General features: G+C 46.8%; 15 protein-coding genes, 1 tRNA gene and 2 pseudogenes. 10 read left to right on the top strand and 8 right to left on the bottom strand.

Features of this window, described 5'->3' with window-relative positions; all coding sequences use genetic code 11:
• Position 1: 1 nt before the first annotated feature.
• Complete coding sequence (locus tag AB3G37_RS08860; RefSeq protein ID WP_369790377.1) at positions 2 to 889, bottom strand: LysR family transcriptional regulator; 888 nt, start codon at positions 887 to 889, stop codon at positions 2 to 4.
• 124 nt (positions 890 to 1013) lie between these two features.
• Here AB3G37_RS08860 and AB3G37_RS08855 point away from each other — a divergent pair, with 124 nt between their 5' ends.
• Both AB3G37_RS08855 and AB3G37_RS08850 read left to right on the top strand, forming a co-directional pair.
• Positions 1014 to 1520: a phenolic acid decarboxylase gene (locus tag AB3G37_RS08855; protein ID WP_009635153.1), complete on the top strand. Its 507-nt coding sequence runs from the start codon at positions 1014 to 1016 to the stop codon at positions 1518 to 1520.
• Positions 1521 to 1606: 86 nt separating this feature from the next.
• Positions 1607 to 2245, top strand: a complete 639-nt coding sequence (locus tag AB3G37_RS08850) for a LysE family translocator (protein WP_369790376.1) — start codon at positions 1607 to 1609, stop codon at positions 2243 to 2245.
• On the opposite strand, the gene AB3G37_RS08845 is transcribed toward AB3G37_RS08850, so the two are convergent.
• Positions 2216 to 3049, bottom strand: a complete 834-nt coding sequence (locus tag AB3G37_RS08845; protein ID WP_369790375.1) for an AraC family transcriptional regulator — start codon at positions 3047 to 3049, stop codon at positions 2216 to 2218. The genes AB3G37_RS08850 and AB3G37_RS08845 overlap by 30 nt on opposite strands.
• Before the next feature lie 73 nt (positions 3050 to 3122).
• Entirely contained in the window at positions 3123 to 4136 is a 1014-nt protein-coding gene (locus AB3G37_RS08840) for an alpha/beta fold hydrolase (RefSeq protein WP_369790374.1), read from the bottom strand.
• Between the two features lie 286 nt (positions 4137 to 4422).
• Here AB3G37_RS08840 and mtfA point away from each other — a divergent pair, with 286 nt between their 5' ends.
• From mtfA to AB3G37_RS08825, 3 genes and pseudogenes are all read left to right on the top strand, one after another.
• Positions 4423 to 5199: a DgsA anti-repressor MtfA gene (mtfA, locus tag AB3G37_RS08835; RefSeq protein WP_369790373.1), complete on the top strand. Its 777-nt coding sequence runs from the start codon at positions 4423 to 4425 to the stop codon at positions 5197 to 5199.
• 134 nt (positions 5200 to 5333) lie between these two features.
• A tRNA-Asn gene (locus AB3G37_RS08830) sits at positions 5334 to 5409 on the top strand.
• A 184-nt stretch (positions 5410 to 5593) separates the two neighbouring features.
• Positions 5594 to 5917, top strand: a pseudogene (locus tag AB3G37_RS08825) (Arm DNA-binding domain-containing protein); the annotation flags it as partial.
• 499 nt (positions 5918 to 6416) lie between these two features.
• Here the strand turns inward: AB3G37_RS08825 and AB3G37_RS08820 are convergent.
• The 4 genes and pseudogenes from AB3G37_RS08820 to AB3G37_RS08805 form a co-directional block, all read right to left on the bottom strand.
• Positions 6417 to 6613, bottom strand: a pseudogene (locus AB3G37_RS08820) (CPCC family cysteine-rich protein).
• 149 nt (positions 6614 to 6762) lie between these two features.
• Positions 6763 to 7074 (bottom strand): hypothetical protein, encoded by a 312-nt coding sequence (locus AB3G37_RS08815; RefSeq protein ID WP_009635201.1) that lies wholly within the window; start codon positions 7072 to 7074, stop codon positions 6763 to 6765.
• Entirely contained in the window at positions 7071 to 8681 is a 1611-nt protein-coding gene (locus tag AB3G37_RS08810) for an S-type pyocin domain-containing protein (protein ID WP_369790372.1), read from the bottom strand. Before AB3G37_RS08810 ends, AB3G37_RS08815 begins: the two co-directional genes overlap by 4 nt.
• Positions 8681 to 9169, bottom strand: a complete 489-nt coding sequence (locus AB3G37_RS08805; RefSeq protein ID WP_369790371.1) for a hypothetical protein — start codon at positions 9167 to 9169, stop codon at positions 8681 to 8683. Before AB3G37_RS08805 ends, AB3G37_RS08810 begins: the two co-directional genes overlap by 1 nt.
• Positions 9170 to 9751: 582 nt before the next feature.
• On the opposite strand from AB3G37_RS08805, the gene AB3G37_RS08800 reads away from it, so the two are divergent.
• The 3 genes from AB3G37_RS08800 to AB3G37_RS08790 all read left to right on the top strand — a co-directional run bounded on the left by AB3G37_RS08800 (position 9752) and on the right by AB3G37_RS08790 (position 14748).
• Positions 9752 to 12433, top strand: coding sequence for an AAA domain-containing protein (locus AB3G37_RS08800; protein ID WP_369790370.1), 2682 nt, complete (start codon positions 9752 to 9754; stop codon positions 12431 to 12433).
• Positions 12434 to 12464: 31 nt separating this feature from the next.
• Entirely contained in the window at positions 12465 to 13073 is a 609-nt protein-coding gene (locus AB3G37_RS08795) for a glutathione S-transferase family protein (RefSeq protein ID WP_369790369.1), read from the top strand.
• A gap of 463 nt (positions 13074 to 13536) precedes the next feature.
• Entirely contained in the window at positions 13537 to 14748 is a 1212-nt protein-coding gene (locus AB3G37_RS08790; RefSeq protein ID WP_192807926.1) for a sugar transporter, read from the top strand.
• Positions 14749 to 14817: 69 nt separating this feature from the next.
• On the opposite strand, the gene AB3G37_RS08785 is transcribed toward AB3G37_RS08790, so the two are convergent.
• Positions 14818 to 15762: a sugar-binding transcriptional regulator gene (locus AB3G37_RS08785; protein WP_369790368.1), complete on the bottom strand. Its 945-nt coding sequence runs from the start codon at positions 15760 to 15762 to the stop codon at positions 14818 to 14820.
• A gap of 202 nt (positions 15763 to 15964) precedes the next feature.
• Here AB3G37_RS08785 and dalD point away from each other — a divergent pair, with 202 nt between their 5' ends.
• Entirely contained in the window at positions 15965 to 17362 is a 1398-nt protein-coding gene (gene dalD / locus AB3G37_RS08780) for a D-arabinitol 4-dehydrogenase (RefSeq protein ID WP_369790367.1), read from the top strand.
• 3 nt (positions 17363 to 17365) lie between these two features.
• Positions 17366 to 18826, top strand: coding sequence for a xylulokinase (gene xylB, locus AB3G37_RS08775; RefSeq protein ID WP_369790366.1), 1461 nt, complete (start codon positions 17366 to 17368; stop codon positions 18824 to 18826).
• The last annotated feature ends 10 nt before the right edge of the window (positions 18827 to 18836 follow it).

The raw sequence follows: 18836 nt of genomic DNA, 5'->3' as shown, positions 1-18836 counted from the left end.
CCTAATCTTTGCGGCGCTCAAGCTCTGCGACCAGAGCATTGAGCGTCGGATCGTAGCTGTGCTGTTCACTGTTATATGTCAGATAAAGTGCAGTTTTTCTTACTGCACGCTCCCCTAACGGCAGACGCACCAACTCTCCGCTATTAATACGCTGTTGCACCACATGCAACGGAACCCAGCCATACCCCACGCCATGAACAATCGCTTCGATAGCGGTTTCTATAGTGGTAAAACTCCAGTTAACCGTCTGAGAGGCCTTACGTTTTTCATCACGCTGTGAATCGCGATCCACCAGCGTGATCAAAGGGTAATGCGCTAATTCAGTGTGGGTCAGCGTGCCTGGTTTTAACAGCAAAGGATGCTCGCGGGCCGCAACGGGCACAAAATCAACGTCCATCAGCCAGCGGCTGTTAAGCGCATTCTCGGCGGGCTGAGTCGTGATATACAAATCAGCGGCGCGTTCCTGCAATTGCCGGTCGGTTTCATTACGCAAGATTTCAGTGAGCTGAAGCCGAGTATCTGGAAACTGTTGCTGAAAAACCTGAAGTGACAAAAAAAGATTCTCTTTCGGAAACACCGCATCTACAACCAGGCTAATTTGCGTTTTAGCTCCCTGCCGAAGCCCCACGGCTCTCGCCTCGAGCTGGGCAAAAGCAGTAATTAGCGGTTGAGCCTGTGAGAGTAATGCCCGCCCCTGTTCCGTCAGCTCGGCTTTTCGACCAACGATCTGCAATAACGGCAATCCCAGCCGCTGTTGCAAACTGGCGAGGGCATAACTTACCGAAGACTGACTGCGGTAAAGCACGTCTGCAGCCTGAGCATAGCTTCCTTCATTGACGACCGTCTGTAATACGACCCATTGTTCCAGCGTGGTGTAGGGTAATTCCATAATCCAATCCATCTAGTTATTAGATTGTTATTATCATATATCAGCGTTATTCAATCGAATTTGCAAGGAGTAATGTAGGGATATCGCACCCGCTACCGGTTTGTACATCCTCAAGGAGCTAAAGATGAGCAGTTTTGATAAATCAGATTTAAGCGAGTTTATCGGCAAACATGTAGTCTATACCTATGATAACGGCTGGAATTACGAGATATACGTCAAAAATGCCGAGACTATAGACTACCGCATCCACAGCGGCATAGTTGGCAACCGCTGGGTCAAAGGCCAGCAGGCGTATATTGTTCGCGTTGCCCGGCAGGTATTTAAAATTTCATGGACCGAACCGACCGGGACTGATGTCAGCTTGATTGTTAATTTAGGCGATAACGTGTTTCACGGCACAATTTTCTTCCCTCGCTGGGTAATGAATAATCCAGAAAAAACCGTCTGCTTCCAGAATGAACATATTCCGCAGATGAAAGCCTATCGCGATGCCGGACCGGCCTATCCCACTGAGGTGATTGACGAGTTCGCCACCATTACATTCGTGCGCGACTGTGGTGCGAATAATGAAGAGGTGATTAACTGCGCCGCCAGCGAGTTACCGAAAAATTTTCCTGAAAATTTGCGCTAATTTCCTAAACATCGCAATTCCTTCCAATACAAGAATGACCTGACATGATTAATTAGGTGCCTTAATAACCATTGAGGCCCTTTTTTATGCTGCCGTTTTCCAATGGCTTTCTGCTAAGCCTTTCTTTATGTCTTGATATTGGCCTTGCCAACATTGCGATGATCACTCTGGCTATGCAGCGCGGTTATTTACACGGGTTCTGGCTCGGGATCGGCACTTGCGTAGGAGATCTCATCTACGCCCTGCTCGCACTGGCTGGCATGGCGGTGTTATTGCAATTTGCAGCCGTGCGCTGGGTGCTGTGGATTGGCGGCGGGGCCATGCTGGTGTGGTTTGCGGTTAAAATGATTATTGCTGCCGTGCGTCAGGCAATTGAACTCAACGTCAACGAAGCACATCAGCCTCGATCATTGCTGCGCGAGTTTACCCGTGGGCTGCTGCTGGCCATGTCCTCGCCAACGGCAATTTTGTGGTTCGCGACCGTAGGAGGGGCTTTGATTTCTCGCATGGGCCATCAAAACGCCAAGGCATCATCACAGTTTTTGGGTGGGTTTTTTATTGCTGGCGTGTTCTGGACCTGCGTGCTCTGCCTGGTCGGCAGCTTTGGCGGCAAGCTGCTTGGCCACCGCTTGCTTAAGTATTCCTATATCGCTTCGGCAATAATTTTTAGCTACTTTGCCCTCTACGTCATTGTTTCAGGGTATCGAGAATTTATTGCAACCTGATACAGCGACAAAAGAGCCAACCTGAGAAGAGTAATGTTGAGGCGTTGTGCCCATCATTTTCCTGAAAGAGTTAATAAAATGACTTTGATCGTAGAAACCTAATGCGTTGGCCGCATCTATTGGATGGACATTGTTTCTCAAAAGATGTCGCGCACGGAGCAAGCGAAGCTGCATATGATACTGCAGAGGCGGCATGCCCATATATTGCGTGAAACGACGCACAAAGTGATATTTACTCAGCCCGGAAATTCCCGCTAAAACCTCTAACTTAGGTCTTATGTTGAGATGCTCGCGTAAATATTCAACTGCTCTTTTAATAGCTTGCTCCTCGTCACCTTCAGGCATGATTGGCGAATCAATCAGCTCGCCACACAGCCTGATAAGCTCCTGTTCCTGGGCGTCGCTATCGCTATGACGAGCAGAAACCGCATAGCGACCTATCGCATTAAACAGAATCGAGTTATCGAATACGCCTTCATACAGTATCGGCGCGCCATGCTGACTTGACAGATTACCCTCTTCAGCCACGCTTTTAAGCAATGATTGAGAAAGATGCACGCTGATAAATTCAACACTTTCATTTCCAAAACGTGAGGATTGAATTGAACCAGGGTTGTATAAAGTAACCTGCCCCCTTTTCACCGTAGAAACTTTTCCAGAGAGCCAAATCTCTTCGGTACCACTCAGGTTAGCGCTGATGACATATTCATCATGAGTATGTTTCGGGAAACAGGATTGGCTCGCTTTAATACGCGAACATTCAATGCCGTTGCGGCTAAACCATTCTGAGGATTGGAGAGTCACTTTGCTTTCCTCAACTTGAAAGTGTTGCTACAAGGGGATCCCAACTTAGCAGATCCCCTAATGACGTGAATAATTAGCGCAAGACCTTAAACAGCGCCTGATTGAACTTCTCTGGCTCCTCCATTTGCGGAGCATGGCCTAGTCCTTTGAATTCAATCAGTTTAGCGTGCGGGATTAATTTCGCGGCCTGCTTGCCCAGCACATTGTAGTGGCCCAAACGCGCTTTAACCGCCGGAGAGGCGATATCGCTGCCGATTGCCGTCGTGTCTGACGTACCAATCATTAACGTGGTCGGCACGCGCAAGTTTTTCAACTCATAGAACACTGGCTGGGTGAATATCATGTCGTAGATAAGCGCCGAGTTCCAGGCCACCAGCTTGTGTCCTGGACCTTCATTCAGACCTGCCAGCATGTCAACCCAGCGATCGTATTCCGGCTTCCATTTACCCACATAATAAGTTTTCAACTCGTAATCGTGAATACTTTTTGCTGAAAGTTTAAGCTCGCGATCGTACCACTGGTCAACGGTACGGTAAGGCGCGCCTTTGGCTTTCCAGTCTTCCAGACCGATTGGATTAACTAGCACCAGTTTTGAAACCTGTTGTGGAAACATCAGCGCGTAGCGCGTTGCCAGCATTCCACCGGTAGAATGCCCGACAATTACCGCTTTATTAATCTTCAAGCTTTTCAGCAAATCGTTGGTATTAGTGGCCAATTGCTGGAAAGTGTACTGATAATGCTCAGGTTTAGTCGAGGAGCAAAAACCAACCTGGTCTGGAGCCACCACACGATAACCCTGCCCCAGCAGAGCTTTGATGGTGCCACCCCAGGTTGCACCACAGAAGTTTTTACCGTGCATCAACACCACGGTCTGACCGTTTTTCCTCCCCAGCGGCTGAACATCCATATACCCCATTTGCAGCGGAGTACCTTGAGAGTTGAAGGAAAAATGCTGCAACGGGTAAGGATAATCAAAGCCTTGCAACTGCGGACCGTAGCTTGGTGCGTCAGCCGCAACCGCAGCACCAGAAGTCATAGCAACAGCAAGTAGAGAAACGGAGAGTAATTTTTTTACTGAAAAGAGCATCTGATAATCCCTGATAAATTGCCAGGATACGGCATTAAGTGGAAATAATAATGGGTTTGTTTTCAGGATTGAATCAGAAAGAGTGACATATTATATATTCATCAATCCACAGCCTTTTAGATAAAGGAAATTTTTAAAATTCCTCACGACAGCAACATTAACGTGAGCTACGTTTGATAAGATGAACGCTCAAGTGGCATAAGCTGCGGTTGCTGGTACCATTCTTCGGGTTTTGGACATGCGTTAATTATAACCGACTGAATGTTCACACTTTGCGAGCAAAAAGATGATCAAATGGCCATGGAAAAATAACCAACTAAAAATCGATAAAAGCGAGGTCTGGCAACAGGCTCTTGAGATCCCGCTGCTATCGGATTTAAATCACCATGAACAGCAGCGACTTATTCGCGTTGCCGGTCAACTTTTACAGCAAAAAAGACTGCTCCAGCTGCAAGACGTCTCACTTGATGAAATGATGCAAGCCAGGATTGCCCTGCTGTTTGCCTTACCGGTGATGGAGTTGGGCGCGGAATGGCTCGATGGATTTCATGAAATCTTGCTCTACCCGACCCCCTTTATTGTTGTTACTCCATGGCAGGATGAAAACGGCATTGTTCATTCCGGCAGCCAGGTGCAGTCGGGGCAAAGCTGGGATCAGGGGCCGATTGTGCTGAACTGGATTGACGTGCAAGACTCCTTCGATAAGTCCGGCTTCAATCTAATTATCCACGAGGCTGCTCACAAACTTGATATCCGCAATGGCGGTGAGGCAACCGGGATACCGCCAATTCCTCTGCGAGAGGTTGTCTGCTGGGAGCACGACCTGTTTGCAGCAATGGAAAATCTGCAAGACGAAATCGATATGGTGGGCGAAGAGGCCGCCAGCATGGACGCCTATGCCGCCACTGACCCCGCCGAATGCTTTGCCGTGTTATCGGAATATTTTTTTAGCGCACCGGAGCTACTTTCGCAACGCTTCCCACTGGTTTACGGCCATTTCAGCCGATTTTACAAACAGGACCCGCTGATGCGACAAGCTCGCGGCAAGCTTGCTGACTGCTGATTTTTCAGCAGCGAGGGCTGAAAAAGGCGTTATTTCACCAATATCGTTCAGTAGATGAGCAGTCGAACGCCAAGGCGTAATTTCGCGTTGACACGCTATCTCTCTCTGGATATGATGCGCCCCGTTCACACGATTCCTCTGTAGTTCAGTCGGTAGAACGGCGGACTGTTAATCCGTATGTCACTGGTTCGAGTCCAGTCAGAGGAGCCAAATTTAGAGAAGCCCACACAAGGAAACTTGTGTGGGCTTTTTGCTTTTCGAGCTATACCCTTACTGCACGCGCCTTCGTCGGTTATTCACTCTTCTCGGCCTATCCTCAATTATCCCTTTGCATCGGGATAAATTGGTGGTCAGATTTGGGGTCATGTTGGTTCGATGACGGAGTGACCCCCAAATGTCTATTAATGCCACAAAAATCCGCAACTTAAAACCATCTGACAAACCCTTCAAAGTTTACGATTCCCAAGGTCTGTATCTTTTAGTCAATCCAGGCGGTTCACGTCTCTGGTATCTCAAATATCGCATCAATAATAAAGAATCTCGCCTTGGCTTAGGTCCCTATCCACTCATCTCTCTCACTAATGCTCGTCAAAAGCGTAACGACATTCGCAGGCAGTTGGCGCAGAACATTAACCCTCTCCAACAACGTATCGACGAAAAAGCGGTTAGCTATCCGGAAAAGGTCTTTAAGACCGTGGCGCTAAGCTGGCATCACAGTTTGACCGGTCAGGGGCTTAGTCAGGCGCACAGGAAAAGTGACATTGTTGTCACCGAGAGAATAACAAGATTTGGTTTGACCGATTTTTGTGTTAATTGCTTTCTCAAAATCGCCTTTTTCACCACATTCCGCCAGAACCAGAAGCAGTCTGTTTAACCAATTGATAGAATTGAATTATTTTAGCTGTTCGTCATATCGTTTATATCGATCAATAGAAAACATTTAATAGTTTTAATTTATCAAATAACAACAATCGATTGTTATAAGCAATTTAATAACCGATCAATAAATCATTATCAATCGTCATAAACTATCGATGTTAATATATTGATCTTTTAAATCAATTGAATGCCGATGGCAGTGTGCAATGAACCACCACAGTATGTGTGTTTTAGGTAGATGTTTGAGAAGTTCAGAAATGAAGCAACACGCCAGAATAGATGTGCTGCCATGAGGAAAAAACAACAGTTATCTACCCAATTTCTGAGTCAGAAAAGTATTATTCAACTTCTCGTCCTTCTTGATAAGCTTTGCGGGATTCATTTAAACTCATTACATTGGCTCCTCCTGCATAGTTTGGATCTTCTGATTGAATGGGATCATCCTCCCAATTACAAACTGGGCATATTTCATAGCTTCTTTTTCTGAAAACTCATGCTTTTTACAGCAAGGACATAAATTAATAGCGCTAATCATTTTTTTCTCCCAATATTCCATCCTACTTTTAGGTTTAAACATCATTTTCGGAACACCATCTTTTGTTTTCACAGAAAAAGTATTTGTCGAAGGCTTCTTTTAATATCAGGGATACATATCTCTTGAAAAGAGTTATTAAGAAATAGTTTTTACCCAATAGCCTCTCTGATTTTATTTATTAAGTCATTTTTATTCCATCCTGCTTTATTTTGATATTCTGGTGTATCCCAGCACCCATTTGTGATGCGATTGATAACAAAATTACCATCTCTTTCAAATGCTGGATACCAACCAACATCAACAACATACCCTGATGTTAATGAAAGCTGTAATAAATCTTCATCTAAAATCATTATTTGTTCATCTATTCCTCGTGAAAAATCAATAGACGATAACTCATCAAAGATGTTGGAAAGATCAAGCTCAAAATCTGTTCCTAAAATAATATAATTCTTTTTCATTTCAATAGTTTCCTTGCTATGTCAGCATCAATTGGATGAGAGTGTATGGTGCCTTGCGACTCCTTTGTCACAACCCATGTTGTTTCTTTGCCCTTGTAAGCACCCTGAACAATGCCGAACTCTTTCACCTTCCAGTTTTGACCATTCGTAGTAGATGTTCCAGTATCCCACACATCATGATCAATACTTGTGATATCAACACCTTGCTTAAATTTTGCTGGCCCTGTTTTTGTGCTATCAATAATCTCTTTCCATGATTTATTCTTCGGAGGATGGTGCTTGTATCCATGTGCAAACGATGTTTTATTTTCATTCAGATAAATATAAATCGGCGGAATATTTGGCAACGGTAAGATAAGAATATAATCCGCAAAACCTTTCTCTTCCGGTGCCGGAGTGGTTGTAGCCTCAATACTGGTATCTTCCGGCAACGGATCAACAATTATTGGATTCGGTATTCTTACCGGGTTCTGGTTGCCTGTATTTGAAGGAACATTGACACCTGAACTGTCTGGCGTCCAGATGATGGTAATGCGTGGTTGTTCCTCGGTAGTGAAAGTATACGCCTTACGGGCATTATCCCACGCCATTTTGCGCACACGCACCATATCCTTACCCGGTGGTGTATGCCAGCCGTGAGGAATCGGATTACCTTTATCGTCTTGCTCCCACGTATAACGCACACGACTTGGCGCTTCACGCATCTGTTCGAGCCGCATCCGGTCAATAAAATCCTGTTCACCGTCATTCAGCTTACCGGGATACATTCCTACCAATAATGCAGCTAAGGGTGCTCCGGGACCACTGGCAGCAATTTCACCGATCCTTGTAGCCGTGGTTACCGCCCATGTGCCTGATGTAATGGCACTTCCACCCACCAGACCAAGGACACTGGCTCCTTCTACCGCCACCTGTGCATTGGCTGCACTCGCTGCTGTGGCTGTTGCCCGCTGGTATTTGACTTCCTTATGATTACCAAACCACCATTTGTACAGGGCGCTTCGTTTTTTCGGCTCAGGAATATCTTCTGCAGGTTTCTTTTTCTTGGCGGTCTGAGCGTGTTGGACCACTTCATTATCAGATGCAGGATCGGAAGAAGGGACAGCCTGATAAAATGCCATTGTGGCAAAATTGGTGTGGGGTTCACGTTCTTCCCCTGCATCGTTACAGCCATCACCACGAAGGCAGGATTTGGCAAATACCCGATTGCGGTCACGTTCCTCTGCCAGTTGTTTAGTTTTTTCTTCTTCTGCGGCCTTACGTTCAGCAACCAATTTTGCCAGGGCAGCAATCGAAGGATCTGGACCTCTTCCAACCCATTGCCCTGCAGGCGCAATAACCCGGTTTGATCCAGAGGGGCAATGACAGTGCACGATTGAACCATCTACCGCAGCTATTTTGCCGTCGTTGGTGTCACGAGGTTCACCCGAGACGACAACGCCCACTTTGCCGCATTTGGGACATGGAGTTGTTTTATCCCCAACACGAATAACCCTGCGTCCATGCTCAGTATCATTGGACATTGAGGGGATACATTCTGCACCCGTGGTTGTTTTATCCCCCTCCAGTGCGGTTCCCCGCCCATAACAGTCAGATCGATTTCCCATTACGCCACCTCAGCAGATGACAGGAAATCATCAGGCATTGCCTCTCCTTCACGTCCGACAATCATTGCTCCATTGCAGAGTGTGCAGATAATCTCATCACCGTTATCCAGATGGCTGCCGACGAGTGCTACACTGCGACTGTTGACCTCACTCCTTTTACCCGCATCTGCTACAATTTTCGCCGTTCTGCCATCAGGGTAAACAACTTCATCACCTTCCAGCGCAACATTCACCTTTTTACCATCTGGAAGTTCGATTTCGTTTCCGTTGTATGCTGCACGAACTGTGCCGCCCTTTCTGGTATGGCCACCCTCCACGGCAAAACGATATATGGCATTAACAGGATGCTGGCGGCAATACTCCTGCTGTACAGCGATGAGCGCACGCGCTTCATTATTCATCCCGGCCAGTTGTTCCGCCGTAAACGGGGATTGACCTATTGTTGCCAGCAGTTCCGGGGTCAGTTCATTGGTATATTGACAGTTCATTCCTTTTTCCTTGTCATTTTCATGGTTAAAATATCAGCAATACTAACCGATCCTTAATTTGACTTAAAAGCATTATCTAACATATTGCTAAGACATGGTTTTCGAAGCAATCACAGACGAAATCTGATCACTGCGGATAACTAGAAGACGCGTCTCAAACCTTACAGAGATATTTGGATCCTGTTCAGTAATTGCAACCAGGGTGGCAAGGTTAGGGACAATGCGGAAATAATTAAAAACAGGCTTTGGTCAAAGTAATTTTTCGGCGTGTAATGTACAAGACCTCAATATAATCACGCAATGTTTTTAGCCAAATAATGTGAACTGTTTCAGTCGCGGCTGTATAACTCTACTTAATTGACAGTCAGATTATTAAAACGCAATTATGAGCATGCCGCTTATGCTTGTAATAAATTTTTTAATTTAGCTTAGCTCGTCAAGATTAAATAATTAATAACATGAAGACCAGATGTGAAGATATTTATGGATTTTTTAATTTCATAGATTCAACTGAGGTAGCTTCACCTTGAGGAAACTGGCGAGTATAGTGGTAAATAATAACAAACTCATGGAGAAGAGAAAATGGTCAGGGTGTACATGGATAACCAAGATAAAACATCACAACTCAAGGACTGGACCTTAAGTTACAATAAAAAAGAAGAGTGCATAAAGCTCACCTGCCACTATCTTTCGGGTAAAAGCTATTCCCGTCCATTAGAATATTGCCGCGTTGTACCCACGACTCGCTTAAAGGGTACTTTGCTTGTACAAAAGAACAAGCCAAATATAAAAATTATTGACTACGCTGAAATAATCGGTGAAAAGTATGCCTGCATTTATTATCCGAACACTAAAAAACCTTATCTTATGAAAAAAGATGATGTGCAGGTTTTTCCTTCCACTGCATTGAAAAATGGGATGATTTACCGCTATTTTCGTGAAATTGCCCAACTGCGTACTAAAAGCGCTGAATACGATAAAAAAAATATTGCTGAAAATATAGAACGTCAGCTGGATAAAATCGTTCCGCATCCCGATACGGCATTGGAAGCCTATTGCAACGGCAAAAACATCCCACGCACTGCTCCCAATAATTACATTTACCCTTTCGGTTTGAACGAAAGCCAAATGAAAGCCGTCGAGCAAGCATTTAGCGCCCAAATATCCGTGATCGAAGGGCCGCCAGGAACAGGCAAGACACAGACAATCCTCAATATTATCTCTAACATTCTGATTCAAAATCGTAGCGTTGCTATTGTTTCCAACAACAATACAGCCGTTGATAATGTATACGATAAACTGAAAAAAGAGGAACTGGATTATGTGGTTGCACGATTAGGCAGTAGTTCGAATCGCGGTAATTTTTTTCGCAATCAACCCATGATTCCAGCAGCCCCTTTAGCAAAGGCCCCCGAAATTGATGTCATTGCAAAACAAATATCACGTTTGACAAAACACCTTCTTGCGCAGAATAAAGTTGCTGCTCTTCGTGCTGAGATAGACGAGTTAGTCATTGAAGAAAAATATCTCGACCGATGGCTGGAAAGTGAAGATATTACTCACCTTCCCAACGTTAAACGTTATCGGCTGAATCAACACAAAATCACCGATCTGATGGCCTTGCTGCAATCATTTAAAATAAACCGGCTCAGCCTTCGCAATAGGTTCTCGTTGTTTTTAAAATATACGATTGTTAAAACAACACCATTGAACACATTGGGAAAAAGACAGTCAATATTCTATTCCTTACAGCGTCATTATTATGTAACTCGCATTAAAAAGGCTCGTGAGGCGCTGGCTGATATCGAAAGGATATTTAAAGACAATGATGTCGAGACTTTACAGCAGAACGTTAGGCAAAACTCTATGGCTTATCTTCGAGCCCATCTCAGGCAATCGATTCAATTAAAAATAAAATTTGAAGAAAGTAATTATCAGCATGACTTTGGAAACTTCTTAAAACGTTATCCCGTGATTGGAAGTAGTACGCACTCAATTATTAACAGTTTGGCGCCAGGAACCTTGCTTGATTATGTTATTATTGATGAAGCATCACAACAAGATATTATTCCAGGGATACTTGCTTTGGGGTGCGCCAAAAATATCATAGTGGTTGGAGATCGCAAACAGTTGTCTCACGTCCCCGAAGATAATAACCTTCCCCCTCCAGTCGTGTATTATGACTGTCAAAGCCATAGTTTGCTGGACTCTCTTATTTCCCTATATGATGACACATTGCCGTTAACACTGTTGAAAGAACATTACCGCTGCCACCCCAAAATTATTCAATTCTGTAATTTACAATTTTATAATAATAAACTGATTGCTATGACGCATGATAATGGCGAATCAGCTTTGTCGCTAGTGGTAACGGCTAAAGGTAATCATGCGCGTAATAACAAAAATCTGCGTGAGCTAGAGTCATTAAATACGCTGGAGTGGGAAGAGTCCGGCAGTAGAGTTTTCCTAGCACCTTACAATGCGCAGGTTAATCTCTCCAGTAAAACCCTGCAAAATGAATTTATTAGTTCAACTGTTCATAAATTTCAGGGTAGAGAATGTGAGGGAGTTGTTTTTTCTACAGTACTAGACAAGAAAGCTAAAGATAAGGAAATCTCTTTTGTTGATAGCCCTCAATTAATTAATGTAGCAGTCTCAAGGGCGAAAAGTAATTTTACATTGGTCACTGGGGATAATGTATTTGCCAAAAATAATCAGCATATTGCGGCACTTATCCGCTACATGACTTACTATGCAAATGAAGGCCACCTGCATTACAGCCCAGTGGTCAGCGCATTTGATTTGCTTTATGAGGAGTACGACCGCTCCTTGGAAAAGCTCAAAGCGCGCCTCAATCATAATGATCCCGGGTACCTCTCCGAAAAAATTACCAGGCAATTGATTAATGAATCTCTTAGTTATCCGGCCTATCATTCATTGGTTATGCATGCTCAAGTCCCTCTCAGACAAATCGTAGCTAGCAGCGATAGCCGTTTTACTTCCCGCCAATTAGAATTTATTGCTCAGGGGGCCAGCTGTGATTTTGTTTTATATTACCGCGTTGGAAAACAGCCATTGGCCGTCATTGAGGTAGATGGCGGTTCTCATGAAAGCACTGAGCAACGCGAGCGTGATGCGTTAAAAGATGCGATTCTCAGCGAGTGCCAGATTGGTCTGCTGCGATTAAGAACGATCGATAGTCAAATAGAGGCTAAAATTGAGGCGTTTTTGACTAATATTCTTCAGGAAGAGTTAGTTATTTAGGGCAGCAACCCACTTACAGACAGGAAAAACAATGAAACTTTTTGGCATGCTGGATTCTCCTTACGTTAGGCGCGTGGCTATTTCTCTCGAGCTTTATGGTATCAAGTTTGAACACGTTCCTTTTTCTGTGTTTAGCCATTTCGAGGAGTTCACTAAAGTTAATCCGGTAGTAAAGGCACCTACTCTAACGTTGGACAATGGCCAGCTACTAATGGATTCGACGCTGATTATCGGCTTTTTCGAAACTCTGGCACCCGCCGAACATAAGCTGTTGCCAAAGGAAACCAAGACGTTGGCAGAGGATTTATCAATATTGGGACTGGCACTGGCGGCCAGTGAAAAAGCGGTGCAATTTGTTTATGAACACAAGCTCCGTCCCGATGAAAAGCAGCATCAGCCTTGGGTCGAGCGCGTAACGGGACAATTGCTGGCCGCCTGCGAGGGTTGGAATCTTGCTTTGAAAGAGAGAAACAATTTATCCGGCGCTATTGACCAGGTCAGTATCACCACGGCGGTGGTTTGGAGCTTTATTCAGCATATGATCCCGCAGGTATTAGCAGAACGTCAATTTAGTGCAATCGAACAGGTCACTCAGCGTATGGAGAGCCTGCCTGAGTTTCAGAAATACTCGTGGCGTTAAGTCTAAGTCGCATTAGTTTTAACGACAAACGATTAAATTCAATCTGGTTGCTATAAAAAACGCCGGAGTAATCCCCTTTCAGCATTGAAAATGTCAGAGTTCATAAATGTGAGCAAAGGGGATTAACTAGATCAGGAAGATGTCTTCCAAAATAAAAAAACTTATCTTTTACAATCAATTTACATATGCAGCATTATTAAAACTTGTCGTTAAAATATGATGATATGAGGCAAATTCATCAAGAAAATTGTCGGTTTAAGCCATAAAACGAACGACAAATCACTTACTCAAAGAGTAGAATGCCTTTCTTGTGCGTTAGATCACACTTTATCTGCTACGCTCTTTCTTTAACTTGCTTATCCAGAAACGTAAACGGCTTGATTTTCCATTAAAATTATCGCAGAGCTTAGCCATTTGGCCTGAGTTCAGATTACTGATCACTCATTTTTCCTGGTTTTAATTTATGCAAACTACGATGTCTTCTCGCTCAGAGGGCTGGTTCAGAGTATTGAGTTTGACTCTGGCAGCGTTCATTTTTAATACCACTGAGTTTGTGCCTGTCGGTCTGTTGACGGATATCGGACAAAGCTTTTCAATGACCGCCGCTCAAGTCGGTATCATGCTCACGGTTTATGCGTGGGTGGTCGCCCTGTTCTCACTGCCGCTGATGTTGCTGACCGGCAAGATGGAACGTCGCAAGCTGCTGATTGGCGTCTTCGTGATGTTCATCGCCAGCCATATTCTCTCCGGATTTGCCTGGAACTTTATGGTGCTGATGATTTCTCGAGTCGGTATCGCCCTGTCGCACGCAATTTTCTGGTCGATTACTGCCTCGCTGGCGCTGCGCGTTGCTCCTCCGGGTAAAAAAGCGCAAGCCCTTGGCCTACTCACCACCGGCACGGCATTGGCTATGGTGTTGGGCCTGCCATTAGGCCGGGTTATCGGTCAGCTGCTCGGCTGGCGTGCAACCTTCCTGATTATCGGCGGTGGCGCGTTGATCACCATGATCTTGCTGATTAAGCTGTTGCCTCTGCTACCAAGCAACAACTCAGGCTCTCTGAAAAGTGTGCCGGAACTGTTTAAACGGCCTGCGCTGGTGCTGATTTACTTGGTGACAGTGATTGTTTTTGCTGCACATTATACTGCTTACAGCTACATCGAACCGTTCCTGCAACGCGTCGCCGGTTACAATGAAAACTTCACGACTTTACTGCTGCTACTGTTCGGGCTAGCGGGTATTGTCGGCAGCTATATCTTCACCCGACTGAACCACAGCTTCCCGTCCGGCGTGATGATTACCTGTCTGACGGTGCTGATGCTAAGCATGATGTTGCTGTTGCCGCTGTCACATAACACAACCAGTCTGGTGATATTGTCCCTGTTCTGGGGCATGGCGATGACGATGATCGGCCTGAGTCTGCAAGTCAAAGTGCTGTCGATGGCTCAGGATGCGACTGACGTGGCAATGTCGCTGCTCTCGGGGATTATTAATATCGCGATTGGTGGCGGCGCGCTAATTGGCAGCCAAGTCAGTATTTATCTGAACATGGCGGATGTCGGCTTTGTCGGCGGTGGCTTCGGAGTCATTGCGTTGGGTGTGGCGATTTACACTCTGCGACGTTACGGCAAAAAATTTGCCGAATCTTCAATGACCGAAGGCAGCGTGTTGCACTAAACGCTTCCCGTGTATTTCATCTTAAGCTCTTGATGGTTAGGGCAGAGATACACGGGACTTGCTTGGCAGTTAGCCCAATAATGCCATCGCGCTTAACTCATCCGTGACTAATCCGTTGATCCAACCGCCTTTGAGCGCGGCGCGAATCGCCAAATATTTGTCCTCTCCTCCCGCCATGGCAATCACCGGTCTATCGGGTTGCGGATGCAATCCGACGCTGGTCAGTCGAGGATTCAGTTCGCTGTCAATTCGCTGGCCGTCAGCGCCGATAAAATGCCCGACCATTTCGCCAATCGCCCCCGCAGCGTTAAGTTTTTTGACCTGATCCAACGATATAAATCCGTCCAAATGCAGCGGGCAGTCTGGGCCGATAGTCCCAATGCCGGTAAAGGTGACGTCCGCCTGCCGCGCTTTTTCGCTCACGGTGCGATAAATACGATGATTGCACCAGCCTTCCCTGTCCTGTTCGCTATCGGCAAATAAAGGCGCGGGCAGAATGAAATAACGCCCCTGCGTTTTTTCGGCCATTAGCAGCGGGACATCGTAGCGAGTACAGGAACCGTCAGAAGCAATCGCGCCAATCAGCGATACGCAACTGTGCTGCGGGCGTTCAACGTCGTCGAGCTCGTCAATCGCCGCTTTGAGCGTTCTGCCCGATCCGACGCCTATAATGGTGGCCTGTTCGCGGCGTATAAACTGCGTCATCACCTCGGCCCCCGCTACCGCAATGGCGTGCAACATTGCGGATTGACTCATCCCGTGCGACGGAACCACCTGACAAACACTCAGCCCGTACACTTGCCGCAACTGCGATTCGAGTGCCATACAGTTACCCACCGAATGGGAAATGTGCACCGAGACCAATCCGCTTTCAATAGCGCTAGCCACTAGGCGCTGCGCCACTTGACGTGAAATCCCCAATGCTTCGGCTATCTCATGCTGAGTCTGCCCGGCAACGTAATACATCCACGCAGCCCGTGCGGCCTGATCCATTTTTTTATCATTCTTGTTCATTGCTGGCCTCTGATCATGGCTGTTTATGCTGGGTATTTTATCGATATTCACTGTTTAGCGTGATCGAGTTTAAAAGAAAGATAACAAGAATGTGAGCTAAAGCCCATTTAACGGGCAAAAGTTTAATTAAGCTGTCACCCATCAAAGCAAAAGCCCTTTAATAGAGCTTAAGCCCATTCAGCAGAAAATGTCGGAGCAAATTATGAATAATTCTCAGCAAGCGGTTTGGATGCACATCGGCGCAGGTTCGTTTCATCGAGCCCATCAGGCCGTATATCTTCACCGGCTGATTCAGGCCGGTGACACCCGCTGGTCAATTGCCTTGGGAAATATTCGCGACGACGCCACCCCTTTGCTCAATCATTTAGCCACGCAAAATGGCGAGTATGTTCTGGAAACCGTCACGCCTGCCGGTGAGCGCGCCTATGAAACCATTACCTCGATTAAGAAAATCTTGCCGTGGGATGCCGAGCTGTCGCAACTGATTGCTCAGGGTGAAAAAGCTGAGACCAAAGTAATTTCTTTTACCGTGACCGAGAGCGGATATTACCTCGATCACCAGTTCAATCTGGACCAGAACAATAGTGATATCCGCGCCGATTTGCAGGGTGAATGCCGGACTATTTATGGCGCAATTAGCCATATTTTGCAGCATCGCCAACACAATAAAGGTGGCCCGGTTACCCTACTCAACTGCGATAACTTACGTCACAACGGTGACCGCTTCCATCATGGCCTGACGCAATTTCTCACGCTGCGTAATAAACCCGAGCTATTACAATGGATAGCTAAAAACACCCGCAGCCCGAATACCATGGTCGACCGTATTACTCCACGCCCCTCTTCAGAAGTCGCCGTGCGAGTCAAACAGCAGACTGGAAAAGAGGATCAGGCCGCAGTGATGGCAGAAAGCTTTATTCAATGGGTGATTGAGGACCTTTTCATCGCCGGTCGCCCTGATTTGGAGCAGGTCGAGGTGCAGATGGTGGAGTCAGTGCTGCCGTATGAAGAGGCGAAAATCCGCATTCTCAATGCGAGCCACAGCTGTATTGCCTGGGCCGGAACGTTGATTGGCCAGCAGTACATTCACGAGAGCACGCAGACCGAGGCTATCTGTCAAATGGCTTATCGCTATGTGACTGAAGACGTAATTCCAAGCCTGACACCCAGCCCACTGGATTTAAATGCCTATCGCGATGTCGTGCTTGAACGCTTTGGCAACCCTTACATTCAAGATACCAATCAACGAGTTGCTGCCGATGGATTCTCCAAGATCCCAGGGTTTATCACCCCGACACTGATTGAATGCTATCAGCGTGGCGAAGTACCGAAAGCCACCAGTATGTTACCTGCACTATTCTTCGTGTTTATGCAACGCTGGGTAGCTAATCAGCTGCCCTATACTTATCAAGATGGCATTTTGGATGCTCAGGCAGTACAACAGCTGTTTGCGGCGAAAGACCCTGTCGCCTTGTACGCCCGCGACAGTAAGCTATTTGCCACTCTCGCCGATAAGCCAGAATTTGAAAAATTGCTGCGCCAGTCAATTGATGATGTCAACCAGTGGCTGGCGTCTGTAAAAGTAAGCGAACAGGAGTAACGCATGTATCTAGGACTGGATTTAGGGACCTCAGAGATCAAGGCGCTGGTGCTCAACAAACAGGGCAAAGTGCTGGCCAGCGCGGGAGAATCGCTGGAGGTTCAGCGCCCGCACGCGCACTGGTCAGAGCAAAACCCCGCCGACTGGTGGCAAGCAACACAAAATGTGGTGGCACAGTTGCGCGAAGAATTGCCACAGGATTGGGGGCAGATTCGCGCTATTGGCCTGTCTGGTCAGATGCACGGCGCGGTGTTACTGGGCCATGAAGGCGAGGTGCTGCGTCCGGCGATTTTGTGGAACGACACTCGCAGCGCCAAAGAATGTCAACAGTTGACCGATACCGCTGCGCAGCTGCATCAGATAGCAGGAAACCTTGCCATGCCGGGTTTTACTGCACCAAAACTGCTGTGGGTGGCGCGCCACGAACCTAAAATTTTTAGCGAGATTGCCACAGTACTGCTGCCTAAAGATTATCTGCGCTGGAAAATGAGCGGCGATAAAGTCTCGGATATGTCAGACGCGGCGGGCACGCTATGGCTAGATGTCGCAAAACGCGATTGGTCAGACACGCTGCTTGATGCCTGCGGACTGACGCGAGATCAAATGCCGCGGCTGATTGAAGGCAGCGAATCTTCGGGCTATCTCAACCGCGATATTGCGCGGTCATGGGGATTAAACGATCAGGTGATTATTGCCGGTGGCGGAGGCGATAACGCCGCCAGCGCGGTAGGTATCGGGGCCGTTGAGCCAGGCGATGCGTTTATCTCGCTGGGAACATCCGGCGTGCTGTTCGCGGTTAACGAAAAATTTAGCCCGAACCCAGCATCGGCGCTACACGCTTTCTGCCACGCCCTGCCCGATCGTTGGCACCAGATGAGCGTGATGCTGACCGCCGCCAGCGCCCTGCGTTGGTATTGCCAGTTAGTGGGCAGCAATGAAACTACCTTATTAGCTGAAATTGCTCAACTTTCACAGGCCGACAAACGCCATGCACCGCTGTTTTTACCTTATCTCTCGGGTGAGCGTACGCCACACAATGACCCCGAAGCCGTCGGCGCTTTTCATGGCATGACTCACCGTACTCAGCGCGCCTCGCTCGGCTACGCGGTACTTGAAGGCGTAGCCTTTGGCATGGCTGATGGCCTTACCGTATTGCAACAGTCTGGCACTGTACTTGATAAATGTGCTCTGGTCGGCGGCGGCGCGCGCAGTAATGAATGGGCGCAACTGATGGCCGATGCACTAAATCTGACGATTACAAGCCATCAGGGCGGTGAGGCAGGTGGTGCTTTAGGCGCCGCTCGCCTTGGCTGGCTGGCAGATGGCGGCGACCGTCGTGAGGTCTGCCGCAAGCCGGAAATCAAACAAACCTTTACCCCTGACGCTACCCGCCATCAGATGTTGCAATCACGGCTGGCAACCTGGCGGCGTCTCTATCGGCAACAGGTAGAATTACGAAAATAACCTCATGAAA

Origin of the sequence: Rouxiella sp. WC2420, assembly GCF_041200025.1 — a bacterium.
GTDB lineage: Bacteria > Pseudomonadota > Gammaproteobacteria > Enterobacterales > Enterobacteriaceae > Rouxiella.
Note: the sequence above shows the minus strand (reverse complement) of the source record. Positions and strands in the feature narration are given on the sequence as shown.

What these genes read in the sequence shown, in the direction of transcription:
- AB3G37_RS08860 (WP_369790377.1), bottom strand. Translation starts at nt 889, where the DNA reads ATGGAATTACCCTACACCACGCTGGAACAATGGGTCGTATTACAGACG.
- AB3G37_RS08855 (WP_009635153.1), top strand. Translation starts at nt 1,014, where the DNA reads ATGAGCAGTTTTGATAAATCAGATTTAAGCGAGTTTATCGGCAAACAT.
- AB3G37_RS08850 (WP_369790376.1), top strand. Translation starts at nt 1,607, where the DNA reads ATGCTGCCGTTTTCCAATGGCTTTCTGCTAAGCCTTTCTTTATGTCTT.
- AB3G37_RS08840 (WP_369790374.1), bottom strand. Translation starts at nt 4,136, where the DNA reads ATGCTCTTTTCAGTAAAAAAATTACTCTCCGTTTCTCTACTTGCTGTT.
- mtfA (WP_369790373.1), top strand. Translation starts at nt 4,423, where the DNA reads ATGATCAAATGGCCATGGAAAAATAACCAACTAAAAATCGATAAAAGC.
- AB3G37_RS08815 (WP_009635201.1), bottom strand. Translation starts at nt 7,074, where the DNA reads ATGAAAAAGAATTATATTATTTTAGGAACAGATTTTGAGCTTGATCTT.
- AB3G37_RS08810 (WP_369790372.1), bottom strand. Translation starts at nt 8,681, where the DNA reads ATGGGAAATCGATCTGACTGTTATGGGCGGGGAACCGCACTGGAGGGG.
- AB3G37_RS08805 (WP_369790371.1), bottom strand. Translation starts at nt 9,169, where the DNA reads ATGAACTGTCAATATACCAATGAACTGACCCCGGAACTGCTGGCAACA.
- AB3G37_RS08800 (WP_369790370.1), top strand. Translation starts at nt 9,752, where the DNA reads ATGGTCAGGGTGTACATGGATAACCAAGATAAAACATCACAACTCAAG.
- AB3G37_RS08795 (WP_369790369.1), top strand. Translation starts at nt 12,465, where the DNA reads ATGAAACTTTTTGGCATGCTGGATTCTCCTTACGTTAGGCGCGTGGCT.
- AB3G37_RS08790 (WP_192807926.1), top strand. Translation starts at nt 13,537, where the DNA reads ATGCAAACTACGATGTCTTCTCGCTCAGAGGGCTGGTTCAGAGTATTG.
- AB3G37_RS08785 (WP_369790368.1), bottom strand. Translation starts at nt 15,762, where the DNA reads ATGAACAAGAATGATAAAAAAATGGATCAGGCCGCACGGGCTGCGTGG.
- dalD (WP_369790367.1), top strand. Translation starts at nt 15,965, where the DNA reads ATGAATAATTCTCAGCAAGCGGTTTGGATGCACATCGGCGCAGGTTCG.
- xylB (WP_369790366.1), top strand. Translation starts at nt 17,366, where the DNA reads ATGTATCTAGGACTGGATTTAGGGACCTCAGAGATCAAGGCGCTGGTG.